14 protein-coding genes are annotated in these 17,677 nt (G+C 64.5%); 6 read left to right on the forward strand and 8 right to left on the reverse strand.

What is annotated here, in order from left to right:
• Positions 1–6: 6 nt before the first annotated feature.
• The 5 genes from etfA to IAE39_RS10860 form a co-directional block, all read right to left on the reverse strand.
• Entirely contained in the window at positions 7–1,239 is a 1,233-nt protein-coding gene (gene etfA, locus IAE39_RS10840) for an electron transfer flavoprotein subunit alpha (protein ID WP_201202123.1), read from the reverse strand.
• Positions 1,239–3,191 carry a dimethylglycine demethylation protein DgcB gene (gene dgcB / locus IAE39_RS10845; RefSeq protein WP_201202124.1) on the reverse strand — a complete coding sequence of 651 codons (1,953 nt, stop codon included), beginning with the start codon at positions 3,189–3,191 and terminating at the stop codon, positions 1,239–1,241. The genes etfA and dgcB overlap by 1 nt, the downstream gene beginning before the upstream one ends.
• Positions 3,192–3,368: 177 nt before the next feature.
• The gene (gene dgcA, locus IAE39_RS10850; RefSeq protein WP_201202125.1) at positions 3,369–5,429 is read right to left on the reverse strand and encodes a dimethylglycine demethylation protein DgcA; all 2,061 of its coding nucleotides are present in this window, start codon (positions 5,427–5,429) and stop codon (positions 3,369–3,371) included.
• A 15-nt stretch (positions 5,430–5,444) separates the two neighbouring features.
• Positions 5,445–5,975, reverse strand: a complete 531-nt coding sequence (locus IAE39_RS10855) for a DUF5943 domain-containing protein (RefSeq protein WP_201202126.1) — start codon at positions 5,973–5,975, stop codon at positions 5,445–5,447.
• Between the two features lie 77 nt (positions 5,976–6,052).
• Positions 6,053–7,030, reverse strand: a complete 978-nt coding sequence (locus IAE39_RS10860) for a dipeptidase (RefSeq protein WP_033703163.1) — start codon at positions 7,028–7,030, stop codon at positions 6,053–6,055.
• A 284-nt stretch (positions 7,031–7,314) separates the two neighbouring features.
• Between IAE39_RS10860 and IAE39_RS10865 the strand changes: the two genes are divergently transcribed.
• Positions 7,315–7,716 carry a lysozyme inhibitor LprI family protein gene (locus IAE39_RS10865; RefSeq protein WP_201202127.1) on the forward strand — a complete coding sequence of 134 codons (402 nt, stop codon included), beginning with the start codon at positions 7,315–7,317 and terminating at the stop codon, positions 7,714–7,716.
• 53 nt (positions 7,717–7,769) lie between these two features.
• Here IAE39_RS10865 and IAE39_RS10870 read toward each other — a convergent pair whose 3' ends face one another.
• A complete protein-coding gene (locus IAE39_RS10870) occupies positions 7,770–8,714 on the reverse strand; it encodes a GlxA family transcriptional regulator (protein WP_201202129.1) in 945 nt (314 codons plus the stop codon).
• A 146-nt stretch (positions 8,715–8,860) separates the two neighbouring features.
• On the opposite strand from IAE39_RS10870, the gene choX reads away from it, so the two are divergent.
• From choX to IAE39_RS10895, 5 genes are all read left to right on the forward strand, one after another.
• A complete protein-coding gene (gene choX / locus IAE39_RS10875; protein ID WP_201202138.1) occupies positions 8,861–9,805 on the forward strand; it encodes a choline ABC transporter substrate-binding protein in 945 nt (314 codons plus the stop codon).
• 138 nt (positions 9,806–9,943) lie between these two features.
• Positions 9,944–10,828 (forward strand): 3-keto-5-aminohexanoate cleavage protein, encoded by an 885-nt coding sequence (locus IAE39_RS10880; RefSeq protein ID WP_201202140.1) that lies wholly within the window; start codon positions 9,944–9,946, stop codon positions 10,826–10,828.
• A 167-nt stretch (positions 10,829–10,995) separates the two neighbouring features.
• Entirely contained in the window at positions 10,996–11,961 is a 966-nt protein-coding gene (locus IAE39_RS10885; protein ID WP_201202142.1) for an L-carnitine dehydrogenase, read from the forward strand.
• Between the two features lie 10 nt (positions 11,962–11,971).
• Positions 11,972–12,448: a thioesterase family protein gene (locus tag IAE39_RS10890; RefSeq protein ID WP_201202145.1), complete on the forward strand. Its 477-nt coding sequence runs from the start codon at positions 11,972–11,974 to the stop codon at positions 12,446–12,448.
• Between the two features lie 387 nt (positions 12,449–12,835).
• A complete protein-coding gene (locus IAE39_RS10895; protein WP_201202147.1) occupies positions 12,836–13,093 on the forward strand; it encodes a hypothetical protein in 258 nt (85 codons plus the stop codon).
• A 121-nt stretch (positions 13,094–13,214) separates the two neighbouring features.
• On the opposite strand, the gene IAE39_RS10900 is transcribed toward IAE39_RS10895, so the two are convergent.
• Positions 13,215–14,882: an ABC transporter ATP-binding protein/permease gene (locus IAE39_RS10900; protein WP_201202148.1), complete on the reverse strand. Its 1,668-nt coding sequence runs from the start codon at positions 14,880–14,882 to the stop codon at positions 13,215–13,217.
• Complete coding sequence (locus IAE39_RS10905; RefSeq protein WP_201202149.1) at positions 14,879–17,662, reverse strand: M16 family metallopeptidase; 2,784 nt, start codon at positions 17,660–17,662, stop codon at positions 14,879–14,881. The genes IAE39_RS10900 and IAE39_RS10905 overlap by 4 nt, the downstream gene beginning before the upstream one ends.
• Positions 17,663–17,677 lie beyond the last annotated feature (15 nt).

Raw genomic sequence — 17,677 nt, forward strand, 5'->3', positions numbered from 1 at the left:
GTGCCCTTATGCCGCGTCGCGCTGGCCGCCGCTGCGGTAGTTGTCCACAGCCTCGATCAGTGCCTTGAGAATTGCCGAACTGTCGCCAATCACCGACAGGTCGGCCCGTTTGATCATGTCGCAGCCTGGGTCCATGTTGATCGCCACCACCTTGTCACAGGCGCCGATACCCTGCAGATGCTGGATCGCCCCAGAGATACCCACAGCCACGTACACCCGTGCGGTAACCCAGGTGCCGGTGGCACCCACTTGGCGGTTGCGCGGCATGAAACCGTCGTCCACCGCCACCCGCGAGGCGCCTTCGGTGGCGCCCAAGGCCGCAGTGGCCTGGTGGTACAGGTCCCAGTCCTTGACGCCGTTACCACCGGAGACGATGAACTCAGCTTCGGCCATGGCGATGGTGGCCGGGTCGACCGCCACCGAGCCCAGGTCTTCGATACGCGTCAGGCTGCGCGCGACGCTTGTGGACAACTCCACCGGCAGCGCTTCGTGACGGGTTTCGCTGACCGGCTCGGCACACTCTGCTGCCGCCAGGACCAGGCGTGGCACGGCGCGTTGCAGGTCTTGCTGGCCGGCACCGGCACGGCCGATGCACTGGCCATCCTTGACCTGCCACACCCGCGTCGCCGGGCGCTCGCCCAGCGCGGCACCCAGGCGCCGGCCCAGTTCGCCGCCACCGGTGCGGCTGTCGGGCAGTAGCCAGTGGCGCGGGGCGAACTGGTTATCCACAGCGCGCAGACCTTGAACAAGCTGCTCCGGTGCATAGCCTTCGAAGGCCTCGCCTTCGATGACCAGCAGGCGGTCGACGCCGGCTGTGGAAAAGTTGCTTTCCTTGTGCTCGCCAAACACCACCGCCAGCACCGCACCGTCGTTGCCCGCCAGGCTGTGGGCCAAGCCGAGCAAGTCACGGTCGTGGCTGCTCAGGCGGCCGCCGACCATGTCCGGCACCACGGCAATGAAGAACGCTGGCACAGGTACCTGGTGCAGCGGCAGCTTGACCTCGGCCGCCGCCGTGCGCCGCCCGCCGACACCGGTGCCCTGCTGGGCGCCGCTGCGGTCGATGCGCTTGATGCCGGCGGGGCCGATAAAGCCTGCGGCAATCGCATGGGGGTTCTTGCGGATGAGGCCGTTGGGGCCCATCCAGTTGGTCTGTTGCGTCTGCATGGCCGCATGCAGCGGGTGCAGGCGGTTACGGGCGATCCACTCGGCGCGTGGGTCGCGGCGGATAATGTCGCTCATCAGTGCACCTCCGCAGGTTCACGTTTAGCCGTTTGCGGCTTTGGGGCGGCAGGGGTGTCCTCTTCGATCAGCACGTCGGCCACCAATTCGGCCAGGTCCTTGATCTGTGGGCGCGGTTCGACCACACCTTCGAGCATGGCGGTGCACTGCGGGCAACCTACGGCCACCAGTTCGGCCTCGGTCTCGCGGATGTCGTCCATGCGCATGTCGGGGATACGCTGCTTGCCCGGGATGTCGGTGATCGGCGCGCCGCCACCACCGCCGCAGCAACGGGAGCGGAAGCCCGAACGCTGCATCTCGCGCACTTCGATACCCAGCGCCTTGAGCACTTCACGCGGGGCTTCGTACTCGCCGTTGTAACGGCCCAGGTAGCAAGGGTCGTGGTAGGTGACGCTGCCGCCCTTGTGCTGGCCGAGGTTCAACTTCTTCGCCGCAATCAGCTCGGCGATGTAGGTGCTGTGATGCTGCACCTGGTAGTCGCCGCCCAAGGCGCCGTATTCGTTTTTCAGCACATGGAAGCTGTGCGGGTCGCAGGTGACGATGCGCTGGAACTTGTACTTGGCCAGGGTCTGGATATTGCGCTTGGCCAGTTGCTGGAAGGTCGCTTCGTCACCCAGGCGCCGTGCCACGTCGCCGCTGTCGCGTTCTTCCAGGCCGAGCACGGCAAAGTCCACGCCCGAGGCCTTCAGTACTTTAACGAACGAGCGCAGGGTGCGCTGGTTGCGCATGTCGAAGGCACCATCACCCACCCAGAACAGCACCTCGGTGGCTTTCACCTCCGACAGCAGTTGCAGGTTGAGGTCGGCGGCCCAGTTCATGCGCCCGCCAGGGGCGAAGCCGCCCGGGTTGTCGGTGGCGATCAGGTTGTCCAGCACCTCGGCGCCCTTGTTCGGGGTGGCGCCCTTTTCCAGGGTCAGATGGCGGCGCATGTCGACGATGGCATCGACGTGCTCGATCATCATCGGGCATTCCTCGACGCAGGCGCGGCAAGTGGTGCACGACCACAGCGTTTCGGCGTCGACCAGGCCATTGACGATCGGCTGATGCGGGTTGCCCCCGTGCTCGCCAATCGGCTTGCCCGGATACGGGCTGCCGGCAAACTGGGCGTCGGTGCCACCGGCCAGGCCGATGACCATGTCCTGGATGAGTTTTTTCGGGTTCAGCGGCTGGCCGGCAGCAAACGCCGGGCACATGGCTTCACATTTACCGCACTGCACGCAGGCATCGAAACCGAGCAGTTGGTTCCAGGTGAAGTCGACCGGTTTTTCCACGCCCAGCGGCGCGTTCGGGTCTTCCAGGTCCAGCGGCTTGAGGCCGGTGGAACGGCCACCGCCGAAGCGCTCGGCGCGGCGGTGCCAGGCCAGGTGCAGGGCACCGGCAAAGGCGTGCTTCATCGGCCCGCCCCAGGTCATGCCGAAGAACAGCTCCGACACGCCCCACAGCACGCCCAGGCCGAGCACGGCGACCATCACCCAGCCGCCGGTATTGGCCGGCAGGATACCGGCGACCGGCAAGGTGGCGATGAAGAAGCTCGCGGCAAACGCCAGCAGGCTCTTCGGCAGGCGCATCCACGGGCCCTTGGACAGGCGCGCAGGCGGGTTGAGGCGGCGTTTGAAGACGAACAGGGCGCCGGTGAACATGATGACCGTGGCCACCAGCAGCGCGTAGCCAAGAATCTTGCTCTGCAGGCCGAAGCCGTGCACCAGGATCGCCAGGGCAGCCGACAGCACGAAGCCGCCCGCCGTGGCCACGTGGGTCTTGGACATGTACTTGTCGCGCTCGACCACGTGGTGCAAGTCCACCAGGTAACGGCGTGGCATGGCCAGCAAACCGCCGATCAGGTCGACCTTGGAAGCCCGGCCACGGCGCCACATGCGCACCCGGCGCAGAGCGCCGAGCACTGCCAGGCCAAGGGCAGCGAACAGCAGGATGGGTAAAAGGGTGTTCAACATGGGAGGCTCCCACAACAGCTGGATTCTTGCGCCGACCTGAGGGCGAGACTGGCCCCATGTAGGAGCGGGTTTACCCGCGAATGCGTCCGGTCAGGCAACGGTGTTGTCAGTGCTGACGCATTCGCGGGTAAACCCGCTCCTACAGGGATCGCGCCCGATGGCGGCGACTGTTAACGATCAGAAGTCCTTGCACAGGCGCAAGGCGTCGTAGATCGCCGCATGCACGTTGCGCTGGGCCACGCAGTCGCCAATGCGGTACAGCAGGTAGCCTTCGCCCGGCTGGCTGAGGATCGGCTGTGGCTTGATGGCGAACAGCGCCTCCACGTCGATCTGGCCTTTGTTGCGCGAACCTTCCTTCAGCGCGTAGTACAGCTGCTCGTCAGGGCGCACGCCGTTCTCCACCACCACCTGGTCGACCACGCGCTCTTCCTTGGCGCCGGTGTATTCGTTCTCCAGCACCGCCACCAGCTTGTCGCCTTCGCGGTAGACCTTTTCCAGCATCATGTCGCCGGTCATGATCACTTCTTTCGGGTACATGCTGCGGTAGTAGGTCGGGAAAGTTGTACCGCCCATGGCCACGCCCGGTTTGATGTCGTCGGTGACGATCTCGACCTGGCTGCCCTTGTCGGCGATGAAGTCGGCCACCGACATGCCGGTGAATTCGCAGATGGTGTCGTACACCAGCACGTTCTTGCCCGGCGCAACCTTGCCGTCGAGCACGTCCCAGCTGCTGACCACCAGCCCTTCGGCGGCGCCCCAGTGCTCGTTCTGCTCAAGGAACGAATGGCCACCCACCGCCAGCACGATGACGTCCGGGCGCAGGTCCTGGATGGTCGCCACGTCAGCGGCGGTGCCCAGGCGCAGGTCGACCTTCAGACGCGCCAGCTCCAGCTGGTACCAACGGGTGATACCGGCAATCTGGTCGCGCTGCGGCGCCTTGGCGGCGATGGTGATCTGCCCGCCGATCTGCTCCTTCTTCTCGAACAGGGTCACGTCGTGGCCACGTTCGGCCGCCACGCGGGCCGCTTCCATGCCGGCCGGGCCGGCGCCAACCACCACCACCTTGCGCTTGACGCCGGTGGTCTTCTCGATGATGTGCGGCACGCCCATGTACTCACGGGAGGTCGCGGCGTTCTGGATGCACAGCACATCCAGGCCCTGGTACTGGCGGTCGATGCAGTAGTTGGCACCGACGCACTGCTTGATCTGGTCGATCTGGCCCATCTTGATCTTGGCGATCAGGTGCGGGTCGGCCATGTGTGCACGGGTCATGCCGACCATGTCCACGTAGCCGCCTTCCAGAATGCGCGTGGCCTGGTTCGGGTCCTTGATGTTCTGCGCGTGCAGCACCGGGACCTTGACCACTTCCTTGATGCCCGCCGCCAGGTGCAGGAACGGCTCCGGCGGGTAGCTCATGTTGGGGATGACGTTGGCCAGGGTGTTGTGGGTGTCGCAACCCGAGCCGACCACACCGATGAAGTCGAGCATGCCGGTGGCATCGTAATAGGCGGCGATCTGCTTCATGTCCTCGTGGCTGAGGCCATCGGGGTGGAACTCGTCACCGCAGATACGCATGCCCACGCAGAAGTCGTCACCGACTTCGGCACGCACGGCTTTCAATACTTCCATACCGAACTTCATACGGCCTTCGAAGCTGCCGCCCCATTCGTCGGTACGCTTGTTGACCCGTGGGCTCCAGAACTGGTCGATCATGTGCTGGTGCACCGCCGACAGCTCAACGCCGTCCAGGCCACCCTCTTTGGCACGCCGCGCAGCCTGCGCGTAGTTGCCGATCACCCGCCAGATCTCTTCCACCTCGATGGTTTTGCAGGTGGCGCGGTGAACGGGTTCACGGATACCCGACGGCGACATCAGGGTCGGCCAGTTGAAGCCGTCCCAGCGCGAGCGGCGGCCCATGTGGGTAATCTGGATCATGATCTTGGCGCCATGCTTGTGCATGGCGTCGGCCAGGTTCTGGAAGTGCGGGATGATGCGGTCGGTCGACAGGTTGACCGAGGCCCACCACTCCTGCGGGCTGTCGATGGCCACCACCGACGAGCCGCCGCAGATCGCCAGGCCGATGCCGCCCTTGGCCTTTTCTTCGTAGTACTTCACGTAGCGGTCGGTCGTCATGCCGCCGTCAGTGGCGTAGACCTCGGCGTGCGCGGTGCTGAGCACACGGTTGCGGATGGTCAGTTTGCCGATCTGGATCGGCTGGAACATTGCTTCGAATGCCATGACGCTATCTCCGGCTTACAACGGCTTTGTAACGAACAGGCCATCTTCGTGGCCTTCTTCCGACCCGCCGTAGACCTGTTCGGCCACGGTGCGGATCTTGCTGCCGCGGGCAGCGAGAATCTGGTCCATGGCGCCGGCGAACCAGCCGGTGAACATGTAGTCGACCTTGCGGCCGCACTTGCCATAGACGTACACAAAAGCGGAGTGCTTGAGCTTGACGCTGCAGGTGCCTTTGTCCAGGTCGATGTCCTGGATCTCGAACAGGCCCCAGCCACGCTGGCTCAGGCGCTTCATGTAGTGCTCGAATACCGCCACGCCTTCCAGGCCATGGCACTCGGCTTCTTTTTCACACCAGTGCCAGGCGGACTTGTAACCGGCCTTGTAGAGGATCTCGGCGTAGGCGTCGGCGCCCAGCACTTCTTCGATGCCGATGTGGTTGTTGACGAAGAAATGGCGCGGCACATACAGCATCGGCAGGGCGTCGCTGGTCCATACGCCGGTTTCGGTATCGACTTCGATTGGCAATTGCGGGGCGATCTTGGCCATGGAAACTCAACTCCATAAAATTTTTATTTGGGATGCCCCGGCGTTGCTGGCAGGGGCTTTCAGGCTTGGAGAGCGGCTTACTCGCCCCACACGTCCTTGAGGACGTTGACCCAGTTCTCGCCCATGATCTTGCGCACCACGCGCTCGGAGTGGCCGCGCTTGAGCAAGGTTTCGGTGAGGTTGGGGAATTCGCCCACGGTGCGGATGCCCAGCGGGTTGATGATCTTGCCGAAGTTGGTCAGGCGACGGGCGTAGCCCTTGTCGTGGGTCAGGTACTCGAAGAAGTCCTGGCCGTGGCCCTGGGTGAAGTCGGTACCGATACCGATGGCGTCTTCACCAACGATGTTCATGGTGTATTCGATGGCTTCGGCGTAGTCGTCGATGGTCGAGTCGATGCCCTTGGCCAGGAACGGCGCGAACATGGTCACGCCAACAAAGCCGCCGTGGTCGGCGATGAACTTCAGCTCTTCGTCCGACTTGTTGCGCGGGTGCTCTTTCAGGCCCGAGGGCAGGCAGTGCGAGTAGCACACCGGCTTTTTCGATTCGAGGATGACTTCTTCGGAAGTCTTGGAGCCGACGTGGGACAGGTCACACATGATGCCGACGCGGTTCATTTCCGCCACGATCTCGCGGCCGAAGCCCGACAGGCCGCCGTCACGCTCGTAGCAACCGGTGCCCACCAGGTTCTGGGTGTTGTAGCACATCTGCACGATGCCCACGCCCAGCTGCTTGAACACATCGACGTAGGCGATCTGGTCTTCGAAGGCGTGGGCGTTCTGGAAGCCGAAGAGGATGCCGGTCTTCCCCAGTTCCTTGGCCTTGCGGATGTCGGCGGTGGTGCGTACCGGCATCACCAGGTCGCCGTTGTCGCGGATCAGCTTCTGGCTGGCGGCGATCTGGTCGACGGTCGCCTTGAAGCCTTCCCAGACCGACACCGTGCAGTTGGCCGCAGTCAGCCCGCCTTTGCGCATGTCCTCGAACAGCTCGCGGTTCCATTTGGCAATGATCAGGCCGTCGATGACGATGCTGTCGGCGTGAAGTTCGGCTGGGCTCATCAGGCTGTCCCCTTTGTTGATTTGGGCCACGCCGAATCTTCTGCCGGCGCTTTGGGGCCAGCATATGCCTGTGCCCAAAGGCGCCCCGATGCAAAAACGACAGGGGGTTTGCCGAAAGCGTCAATGCGCGACAACAGCCCCTCTGCCGCACTGCCTGGCGATGAGAGACAGTCTCGATAACGACGTTTGCGGCCACTTCATGAACATTTGGACAGGTAGCTACCGCCGCGCCTTCGTCTGAGCGAGAATCCCAGCGATTCGTCAGCCTGTTGAGGAGGAAAGGGATGAAATCAATGGCATGGCTGGTACTGCTGGCCGTCGTATCGGGCGCCCACGCGGGCGAGGAAGAAAGCACCCCGTGCGACAACGTCGAGACCGACCAGCAGACATTCGCCTGTGCGGCATTCAACAAGCAGACTGCCGAGCGCGAACTGAAAGCGGCGTATGACGATTTGATTCAGCGCATTCGCGACCAGTATGCCGATGAAGCGGACCAGGCTACTGCGCTGGTCGGGCGCATGGAGGCGGCGGAGAAGCTGTGGACGCAGCTGCGCGATGCTGATTGCAAGGTCGAGACCTATGCCGAAAAGCCCGGCAGCAAGGCGTTCCAGGCGGCGTGGGATACCTGTGTGGCGCAGCGTAGTGATGACCGCTCGGAATACCTGCAGTCCATCGGCCAGCAGTGAGGTCCCGCTTTCCTGTACTGGCTTGCCGGCGATGAGGCCAGTACAGGAGGACCTCAGACCACCCTGACCAAGCGGTCCTCCCGCGGGCAACGCTGATACCGCGCCCGGTAACACCGGGTAAAGTACGAAGCCGACTCGAACCCGCACGCCACCCCCACCTCCAGCACACTCATATCGGTCTGGCGCAACAACTGCCTGGCCTTATCCAGCCGCAGGCGCAGATAGAACCCACTGGGCGTGTCGTCCAGGTGCACACGAAACAGCCGCTCCAGCTGCCGCCGGGTCACCTGCACCGCTTCGGCCAGCACCTGGGTATTGAGCGGCTGCTCGGTGTTGCGCTCCATTTCGCCAATCACCTTCACCAGCTTCTTGTTGCTGATGCCATAGCGGCTGGCGATCTGCATGCGCTGGTGGTCCTGTCGCTGGCGGATACGCCCGAGCACGAACTGTTCCGACACCTGCACCGCCAGTTCACTGCCGTGGGCCTGGGCAATCAGGTCGAGCATCAGGTCGATCGACGCCGTACCACCCGCACAGGTAATGCGCCGCCGGTCGATTTCGAACAGTTCCTGGGTCGCCTGCAGGCTCGGGTAGTTCTCCTTGAACGCCTCCAGCGCCTCCCAGTGCACGGTGGCGCGGTGGCCGTCGAGCAGGCCGGCCTCGGCCAGCACCACTGCGCCGGTATCGATGCCACCCAGAATCACCCCGTCATGGTCCATCCGGCGTAGCGCCTGCTGCAGCACCGGCCCATAACAGGCCAGCGGCTCAAAGCCGGCCACAATCAGCAGGATGCCAGCCGGCTCGCCCGCCGCCAGTGCCGCATCGGCGTTCACCGACATGCCATTGCTGGCCTGCACCGCGCCGCCATCCAGGCTCAGCACCTGCCAGCGGTACGACGGGCCCTTGAAGCGGTTGGCTACCCGCAGCGGCTCCAGGGCACTGATGAAGCCCATGGCCGAGAACCCGGGCAACAACAGGAAATGAATGATTTGCGGCATTGCATGCTCCACGGCAAAGGTGGTCGCCTCCGTGCAAGTGTTGGTCGCCAGGGTGCGATTTTTCACCCTGCCAGCAGCGTAGCGTGTTCACACGGTCCAGAGAGATCGAAACCCATAACAATATGCACTGCCGATGGAGAGCCACCATGCACAGCTTGATCCGCCGCAGCCTGTTGACCCTTGCCCTGAGCAGCCTCGCCACTTCCCCGCTTTTCGCCGCCGAGCCCGGGGCCTGCAAGAACGTCCGCCTGGGCGTGGTCAACTGGACCGACGTCATCGCCACCAGCGCCATGGCCCAGGTGCTGCTCGACGGCCTGGGTTACCAGACCAAACAGACCAGCGCTTCGCAGCAGATCATCTTCGCCGGCATCCGCGACAAACGCCTGGACATGTTCCTGGGTTACTGGAACCCGATCATGACCCAGACCATCACCCCGTTCGTCGACGCCAAGCAGGTCAAGGTACTGGAGAACCCAAGCCTGGAGGACGCCCGCGCCACCCTGGCCGTGCCGAAATACCTCTACGACAAGGGTTTGAAGACCTTCGCCGACATCCACAAGTTCGAGAAGGAGCTAGGCGGCAAGATCTATGGCATCGAACCGGGCTCCGGCGCCAACACCCAGATCAAGGCAATGATCACCAAGAACCAGTTCGACCTGGGCAAGTTCCAGCTGGTCGAGTCCAGCGAAGCCGGCATGCTCGCCGCGGTCGACCGCGCGGTGCGGCGCAAGGAGGCGGTGGTGTTCTTCGGCTGGGCACCGCACCCGATGAACGTGAACATCGACATGGCCTACCTGGGTGAAAGCCAGGACGCCCTGGGTCCGGATGAAGGCCGTGCCACAGTGTGGACCGTTACCGCGCCGGACTACGCCGAACGCTGCCCCAACGCCCACCGCCTGCTGGCCAACCTGAACTTCAGCGCCGAGGACGAGAGCCGCATGATGCAGCCGCTGCTCGACCACAAGGACGCGCTGGAATCGGCCCGCCAGTGGCTGAAAGACCACCCCGAGGACAAGGCCCGCTGGCTGGAAGGTGTGACCACCTTCGATGGCAAGCCGGCCGCCGACAACCTCAAGCTCACTGCCAACTGACAGGGCCTCTTCGCGGCGGTTCGACGCCTCGATGAACCCGCTCCCACAGGAACTCCACCGAACTCAGGATCGATGCCGACCCTGTGGGAGCGGGTTTACCCGCGAAAAGGCCAGCACAGACACCACAAGGAACCCGCCATGAACCACGACGTCATCATCACTTGCGCCCTCACCGGCGCCGGCGACACCGCCTCGAAAAGCCACCTTGTCCCAGTCACCCCCAAGCAAATCGCCGAAGCCGCGGTAGAAGCCGCCAAAGCCGGCGCCACCGTCGTTCACTGCCACGTCCGCGACCCGCAAACCGGCCGTTTCAGCCGTGACGTAGCGCTGTACCGCGAAGTCATGGAGCGCATCCGCGAAGCCGACGTGGACATCATCGTCAACCTCACCGCCGGCATGGGCGGCGACCTGGAAATCGGCCCGGGTGAATCGCCGATGGAGTTCGGCCCCGGCACCGACCTGATCGGCCCACTGGAGCGCCTGGCGCACGTCGAAGCGCTGCTGCCGGAGATCTGCACCCTCGACTGCGGCACGCTCAACTTCGGTGACGGCAATTCGATCTATGTGTCAACCCCGGCGCAGTTGCGCGCCGGCGCCAAGCGCATCACCGAGCTGGGCGTGAAAGCCGAGCTGGAAATCTTCGACACCGGCCACCTGTGGTTCGCCAAGCAAATGATGAAGGAAGGCCTGCTCGACGACCCGCTGTTCCAGCTGTGCCTGGGCATCCCATGGGGCGCGCCAGCCGACACCACCACCATGAAGGCCATGGTCGACAACCTGCCAGCCAACGTTACCTGGGCTGGCTTCGGCATCGGCCGCATGCAGATGCCGATGGCGGCACAGGCGGTGCTGCTGGGCGGCAACGTGCGGGTGGGCCTGGAAGACAACCTGTACCTGGACCGTGGCGTGCTGGCCAGCAACGGCCAGTTGGTCGAGCGCGCGGTAGAGATCATTTCGCGCCTGGGCGCCCGTGTGCTGACCCCGGCTGAAGGCCGGGAAAAGATGAACCTCAAACGCCGCTGAGCCTTTCATGCGTTCGCGAGCACACCGCATACCCTGTGGGAGCGGCTTTAGCCGCGAAGCAAGCGACGCATTGGCTGGCACCGGCTGAAGCCGGTGTTCGCGGCTGAAGCCGCTCCCACAACACCGGCATCAACTCTATCGACTATGTTTCGCCCTGAGGACTCGCTATGCCTTTCATCACCGAGATCAAGACTTTCGCCGCCCTGGGTAGCGGCGTGATCGGCAGCGGCTGGGTTGCCCGCGCCCTGGCCCACGGCCTGGACGTGGTCGCCTGGGACCCGGCGCCCGGCGCAGATCAGGCGCTGCGCAAACGTATCGCCAACGCCTGGCCGGCGCTGGAGAAGCAAGGCCTGGCGCCAGGCGCAGCACAAGACCGGCTGACGTTCGTGGCCACTATCGAGGAATGCGTACGCGACGCCGACTTCATCCAGGAAAGCGCACCAGAGCGCCTGGACCTGAAGCTCGACCTGCACGCGAAGATCAGTGCTGCCGCCAAGCCCAATGCGATCATCGGTTCCAGCACCTCGGGCCTGCTTCCCAGCGAGTTCTACGAATCGGCCACTCACCCCGAGCGTTGCGTAGTCGGCCACCCGTTCAACCCGGTGTACCTGCTGCCACTGGTCGAGATCGTCGGCGGCAACCGCACCGCACCTGAAGCCATCGAAGCCGCCAAGACCATCTACACCGCCCTGGGCATGCGCCCGCTGCATGTGCGCAAGGAAGTGCCCGGTTTCATCGCCGACCGCCTGCTGGAAGCGCTGTGGCGCGAAGCCCTGCACCTGGTCAACGACGGCGTCGCCAGCACCGGCGAGATCGACGATGCGATCCGCTTTGGCGCCGGCCTGCGCTGGTCGTTCATGGGCACGTTCCTCACCTACACCCTGGCCGGGGGCGATGCCGGCATGCGCCACTTCATGGCCCAGTTCGGCCCGGCGCTGCAGCTGCCGTGGACTTACCTGCCGGCGCCGGAGCTGACCGACAAGCTGATCGACGATGTGGTCGAAGGCACCTCGGAACAACTGGGCGAACGCAGCATCGCCGCGCTGGAGCGCTATCGTGATGACACCCTTTTGGCGGTGCTGGACGCGGTGAAAACCAGCAAAGCCAGGCACGGCATGGCCTTTGGCGATTGAGGAGCCCGCGATGCCCGCATTGATCACCTACCGCACCCCGGTCCCGCAAGAGTGGGTCGACTACAACGGGCATTTGCGCGATGCCTTCTACCTGCTGATCTTCAGCTACGCCACCGATGCGCTGATGGAGCGCATCGGCCTGGATGCCGACAGCCGTGGGCAGAGTGGTAATTCGCTGTTCACCCTGGAAGCGCACATCAACTACCTGCATGAAGTGAAACTGGGCAGTGAGGTGTGGGTGCAGACGCAGATCATCGGCTTTGATCGCAAGCGCCTGCACGTCTACCACAGCCTGCACCGCGCGGGGTTCGACCAGGTGCTGGCGGCCAGTGAGCAGATGTTGCTGCATGTGGACCTGGCGGGGCCGAAGTCGGCGCCGTTCAGTGAGCGCAGTGGCGGGTTGCTGAGAGGGTTGGTGGATGAGCAACAGGATCTGCCGCCAGCCGAGTACCTGGGCCGAGTGATGGGCCTGAACACCAAAAACTGAAGGTGGCTGCGCCACCCTGTGGGAGCGGGTTCACCCGCGAATGCTTTGGTAGCTTCACCATCGCATTCGCGGGTAAACCCGCTCCCACAGGGATTTGTGCATGCCTTCAAGTATTGCTTCGGGCAAAAAATAACCCCGGAAAGCCGTGAGCATCCGGGGCCAAGAGCGAGCAACATCCACTGTGCACGAACGAGGGTGACCAAACCCTCCGTTGCGGTAGATGGCTTGAGTGTGCGCACTTCCCCGCAGGTGGATTTAGCCGGGAACGACCTGTTCTTAGCCAAAGCAGCCATACCGGCATTCTGTTGTTGCGGGTATGTCGCGGGCGTCACAGAATCGGTCGTAAATCAAAGCAGCACTCTCTTAGCGATAAAAGGGACAACAGCCATGATGCATGCGGATTTGATTGACCAGGACGATCTGGCAGGCCACCTGCGCGCGCGCGGGTTCGAGATTCCGGCCGGGGCCAGCGCCGAGCAGGCTTGCGAAGCGGTGGTGCGTGGGCTGACCGAGCCCAATGCCCGGGCACTGAAGGGCATGGTCGAGCAGATGTATACCGGTAGTGCGACGATCTTGCCGGCGGTGCGCCAGGCGATCGACAAGCAGCTGCTGCCAGCGTTGGCGCAGTTCAGCAGGCGCGCCTGATTCGTTTTTCCTGTACTGGCCTCTTCGCGGGTAAACCCGCTCCTACACGGATTGCACAAGGCCTGAGGCCTGTGGAGTACCTTGTAGGAGCGGGTTTACCCGCGAAGAGGCCGGCACTGTCTTACGCCGGTTCTGCCAACCGCTCCAGCTCAAAGGTCCGGTCAAACAACGCGGCCAGGCCCTCCTGGTGAGTCACGCCCACCACTGTGCATTCCGGCAGCTCCCGCCTGAGCATCTTCAGCAACACCCGGGCACTCTCCATATCCAGCTGACTGGTCGCCTCATCCAGGTACAGCGTATCCGGCCGGTACAACAGCGCCCGCGCCAGGCTCAGCCGCTGCTGCTCGCCACCCGACAGCACCCGCTCCCACTCCGCCTGCTGGTCCAGCTGCCCGATCAGGCCACCCAGCCCAACCTTGCCTAATGCATCGACCAACTGCACATCATCGATCGAGCGCACCTGTGGATAAGCCACTAACCCACGCAAACTCATGTGCGGCATGTAAGGCTTCTGTGGCAACAACAGGCTACGCCCCGGCGGCAGCTGCCAGTCACCCACGCAGTAAGGCCACAGCCCCTGCAAGGTGCGCAGCAAAGTCGACTTGCCCAACCCGCTGCGACCGCCCAGACGCAGCCATTCGCCCTGCCCCACGCTGAGGTCGAGAGCCTCCAGCAAAACCCCGCCATCGGGCTTGCACAGCGTCAGGCCCTGCAGGCACAGGCACTGCCCCTGTGGTGCCTCGAGCACCTGCTGGCGACTCGCCGCAATCGCCTGCTCGAACTGCTCCAGCCGCTGCAGCGCCGCACTCCAGCGCACCAGCTTGTGATACAGCTTGATGAACCAGCTGAGCGAACCGTGCACGGCGTTGAAGGCGCTGCGAATCTGCATCAACCCGCCCAGGGTGATGGCCTTGGCCATGAACGCCGGCAAGGCGGCGAACACCGGAATGATCAGGCTCAGGCGCTCGTAGGAAACCGTGAACAGGCTGAGGTTGCGCTCCCGCCCCATCAGTTGCCGCCAGTTGTCGGCGATGGAGCGAAAGCGCGCGGCCAGGTGTTCGCGCTCCACCGCTTCACCGCGGTACAGCGCGATCTGCTCGGCATGGTCGCGCTTGCGCAGCAGGCTGGCGCGAAAGTCTGCCTCGCGGTGTTCACGTTCATAGTTCAGCGCGTGCAGCGGCTTGCCGATCAGGTGGGTCAGCAGGCTGCCGGCCAGGGTGTAGAGCAGCACGATCCACACCAGGTAGCCATGCACCGTGAAGGCTTCGCCGAACAGGCTGAAGGTTTGCACGCCCGACAGGTTCCACAGGATCACCACGAAGGCGCCGACTTGCGCCAGGTTGATCACCAGCGACGCCACCAGTTCGATGCTCAGGCCGACCATCAGGTCGATGTCCTGGGCAATGCGCTGGTCGGGGTTGTCGGGTTCGCCGGTCAGCCCCAGGCGGTAGAACGCCTGGTCGGCCAGCCAGGCGTCGGTCAGGCGCCCGGTCATCGCCTGGCGCCAGCGAAGCTCCAGCCCTTTGCGCAGGTAGTCCATGGTCACTACGATCAGCACATAGCTGCCCAGGTACAGCGCGTATTCGCCGACCAGGCCGTACAGCCCGGTGGTGTCGAATGCTGCCAGGGTGTCGTAGAAGGTCTTGCTCCAGCTGTTGATCAACACATTGATCTGCACCACCAGCAACCCCAGGCCAATCACCGCTGCCAGCATCAGCCAGGCCGGCCATTGCTGGCGGCTGCGCCAGAACGGCTGGCTGAGGCGATAGAAGGTACGCAGGGTCTTCACAGGGCCTGCTCCAGTGCCGCCGCCGAGGGCAGCAGGCGCAGCTGCACCTGGTTGGCCCGTGGGAACAGTTGCCGGGCCTGCTGCTGCATTTCCGGCAGGGTCAGCGCTTCAGGCAGCTGTGCCTGGCTTTGCAGGTAACGCGGGTCTTGCCAGCGGCGGTCACTGAGGATCAGGCGCTTGAATTGAGTTTGCGGGTCGTCGCGGCGTTTACCCTCCTGGCGCAGGAACTCGGCACGCTCGGTGACCAGCCACCGGGCATCCGGTTGCAAATCGGCCAGGGTCTTCTGGGCCATGGCCCACAGCTCGTCGACACGTGCCGGGTCGCACGTGAAGCTCAGGCTGCTTTCGATGCGCTGGGTGTCGGCATTCAGTTCGCTGTCGAAACGCAGGCGATACACGCCGGAGGCCTCGCCGCGCAACTGGGCCTTGAGCCGCTGGTTGGCCAGATCCCGCAACAGCGAGACGCGCGCCGCCGCTTCCGGGCTCCAGGCTTGTGGCTGGAAGCTGCTGGCTTGCAGCACTGCACGCGGCTCCAGGGCGATGGCCAGGTCCTTGCGGCGCTGGCCGGGTTGCTGCAGTGCCAGCTTGCCGATTGCTGTCTGGCGGCGAGGGATGGTTGCCAGCACGCTGCGCACCAGGGGCTCGAGCCGTTCCGGGGCGATGTCTGCCATCACGTAATAGGTCACAGGGGCGCTGGCCATGCGCAGCCAGTCGGCGCTGAGTTGGGCCACCGTAAGCCCTTCAAGGCTGGCGACATCCGGCGACTGCCAGAGATCGATACCGTACTTCAGTGTGCGCTGCGCCTGCTCCTGGTGCCCACGCACATCGTCGGGGCGGCTGCGCAGGCGTTGCAGCAGCTCATCGCGGGCTTCGTCGAACACGGCCGGGTCAACACTGACCATCTGGCTCATCCGGTAGCTCTGCAGCAGGAACAGGAACTGCTCGGGGGCAGCACCCAGGTTGATCTGCAGGCGTTGCGGCTGGTGATCCAGGCTAAGCGTGGAGCGTTGTTGCTGGCGCCAGTCGGCCAAAGCCTGCGGGTCCATGCCAGGTGAAGGGCTGCGCAGGGCCAACTGTGCCGCCATCTGCAGGCGCCAGGCTGGTACGCCGTCCTGCTGGTAGCCGGCAGACGATTCTGCCTGCAGCAGCCACTTGCCCTCCGGCCCGTTGCGTTTAAGCCACACCAGGCGATCACCATTGCTCAGTTGCCAGTGTTCGACCTGCTGCTCAGGGAAGGCCTTGCGCGCGACGATATCAGCCGCCGGCGCAAGTGCAGGCATCACCACCTTGGCCCGCGCGGCTACCACCGGCGCCTGCTGGACGGGTGCGCCGAGCGTGCGGCTGGCCAGCTCGGCCTGCTGTGCCTCGACCTGTGCAACGCTTGGCAGCGCCACCTCGGAGGTACCCGCCGCGCTTACTTGCAACACCCGGTCCGGGCTGGCCAGCCAGCGCCGCAGGCGGGCATCCAGGTCAGCCCGGCCGATGCTGCCCAGCACTTCCAGATAGCGCTCGGCCGTGGCCTGACGCTCGGTCAGCGCATTGCCCTGCGCGGCGGCGTTGTTTAGTTGCTCGACCCACTGCTCGAAGGTACACGGTGCCTGGTTGGCCACGGTCTTGGCGCCCAGCTTGCGAATGTGATCCCGCTCGCGCTGCCAGTCCGCCTCGGTGAAACCGTGCTGGCGCAGGCGCTCGATCTCGGTCAGCAGCTGTTGCAACGCCTGGGCGTGGGCCTGGCCGTCGACACCGGCAGCGATGCCCAGTACGGCGGAGTGTTCACCGATCAGGGTCTTCTGCACGACCAGGCTACGCACGCCCGGCTCGCGGGGCTGGCGGCGCAGGACGTCGAGCATGGCGGCCAGGGTCATGCGGTCGATCAGCCGCTCGCGCAGGGCCTTGCGGGTAGTGCCGCGGCTGTCCGGTTCGTGGGAGCGGAACAGCATCGCCACCTGATTGCTGCCCGACTGGGTGTCCTGCAGGCGGAATACCTTGAGCGTGTCGTCCAGCGGCAGCTCGCGCTGCTCGCGACTGGCCAGCTTGCCGGCCTTGGCCGAAGCGAAAGCCTGCTCGATCTGCGCGCGCATCGCTTGCGGGTCGAAGTCACCCACCGCTGACAGCACCATGTTGTTCGGCAGGTACCAGCGGTTCTGGAAGGATTGCAGGTTCGCCAGGCTGGCCGAACGGATCGCCGCCTCGTTGCCGATGGTGCGGTGCTCGGGGTAGCGCGAACCTACCCGCTGCGAAGCGGTGCGCTGCTCGTTCATGCGCTGCGCCACACCCAGGCCGCCGCGCCATTCCTCGATCACGATCGGCCGCTCTTGCTCCAGGTCGCGGGCGTTGTAGTCACGGGCGAAGGCCAGGTCGGCCAGGGCCTGCAATGCTTGTGGCGCCTGGCGTACCCCCGCAGGCGGGCCGATCAGGTATTGGGTACGCTCGTAGTTGGTCACGGCGTTGAAGTGCCGGCCCTGCACCCAGCCCAGGTCGGTCATGCGCTGGCGCAGCTTCTGGTCGCCACCGGCCCGGCTGTGGAAGGCCAGGTGTTCGACCATGTGCGCCACGCCGACCTGGTCGTCGGCCTCGTCCACCGAGCCGGCCTTGACAGTCAGGCGAAGGTCCAGCCGACCGGGTTGCGAGGTATCGCGCACCAGCCGATAAGCCAGGCCGTTGGCCAACTGGCCATGGACAACCTGGCTGTCCCAGGGCAATGGCGAATCGGGTTCGGGTATCGACGCACAGGCGCCGAGCAACAGCGGGCCGAGCAGGCCCGCGATGAGCTTTTTCATCAGGGTATCCACGGT

The sequence above is a fragment of the Pseudomonas sp. S37 genome (assembly GCF_016658545.1).
Classification (GTDB): domain Bacteria; phylum Pseudomonadota; class Gammaproteobacteria; order Pseudomonadales; family Pseudomonadaceae; genus Aquipseudomonas.

Bases quoted from the DNA above. Each gene is read 5' to 3' on its own strand.
- IAE39_RS10905 (WP_201202149.1), bottom strand. From the start codon at position 17,662: ATGAAAAAGCTCATCGCGGGCCTGCTCGGCCCGCTGTTGCTCGGCGCC.
- IAE39_RS10860 (WP_033703163.1), bottom strand. From the start codon at position 7,030: ATGAGCCCAGCCGAACTTCACGCCGACAGCATCGTCATCGACGGCCTG.
- IAE39_RS10885 (WP_201202142.1), top strand. From the start codon at position 10,996: ATGCCTTTCATCACCGAGATCAAGACTTTCGCCGCCCTGGGTAGCGGC.
- etfA (WP_201202123.1), bottom strand. From the start codon at position 1,239: ATGAGCGACATTATCCGCCGCGACCCACGCGCCGAGTGGATCGCCCGT.
- choX (WP_201202138.1), top strand. From the start codon at position 8,861: ATGCACAGCTTGATCCGCCGCAGCCTGTTGACCCTTGCCCTGAGCAGC.
- IAE39_RS10865 (WP_201202127.1), top strand. From the start codon at position 7,315: ATGAAATCAATGGCATGGCTGGTACTGCTGGCCGTCGTATCGGGCGCC.
- dgcA (WP_201202125.1), bottom strand. From the start codon at position 5,429: ATGGCATTCGAAGCAATGTTCCAGCCGATCCAGATCGGCAAACTGACC.
- IAE39_RS10870 (WP_201202129.1), bottom strand. From the start codon at position 8,714: ATGCCGCAAATCATTCATTTCCTGTTGTTGCCCGGGTTCTCGGCCATG.
- dgcB (WP_201202124.1), bottom strand. From the start codon at position 3,191: ATGTTGAACACCCTTTTACCCATCCTGCTGTTCGCTGCCCTTGGCCTG.
- IAE39_RS10890 (WP_201202145.1), top strand. From the start codon at position 11,972: ATGCCCGCATTGATCACCTACCGCACCCCGGTCCCGCAAGAGTGGGTC.
- IAE39_RS10855 (WP_201202126.1), bottom strand. From the start codon at position 5,975: ATGGCCAAGATCGCCCCGCAATTGCCAATCGAAGTCGATACCGAAACC.
- IAE39_RS10880 (WP_201202140.1), top strand. From the start codon at position 9,944: ATGAACCACGACGTCATCATCACTTGCGCCCTCACCGGCGCCGGCGAC.
- IAE39_RS10895 (WP_201202147.1), top strand. From the start codon at position 12,836: ATGATGCATGCGGATTTGATTGACCAGGACGATCTGGCAGGCCACCTG.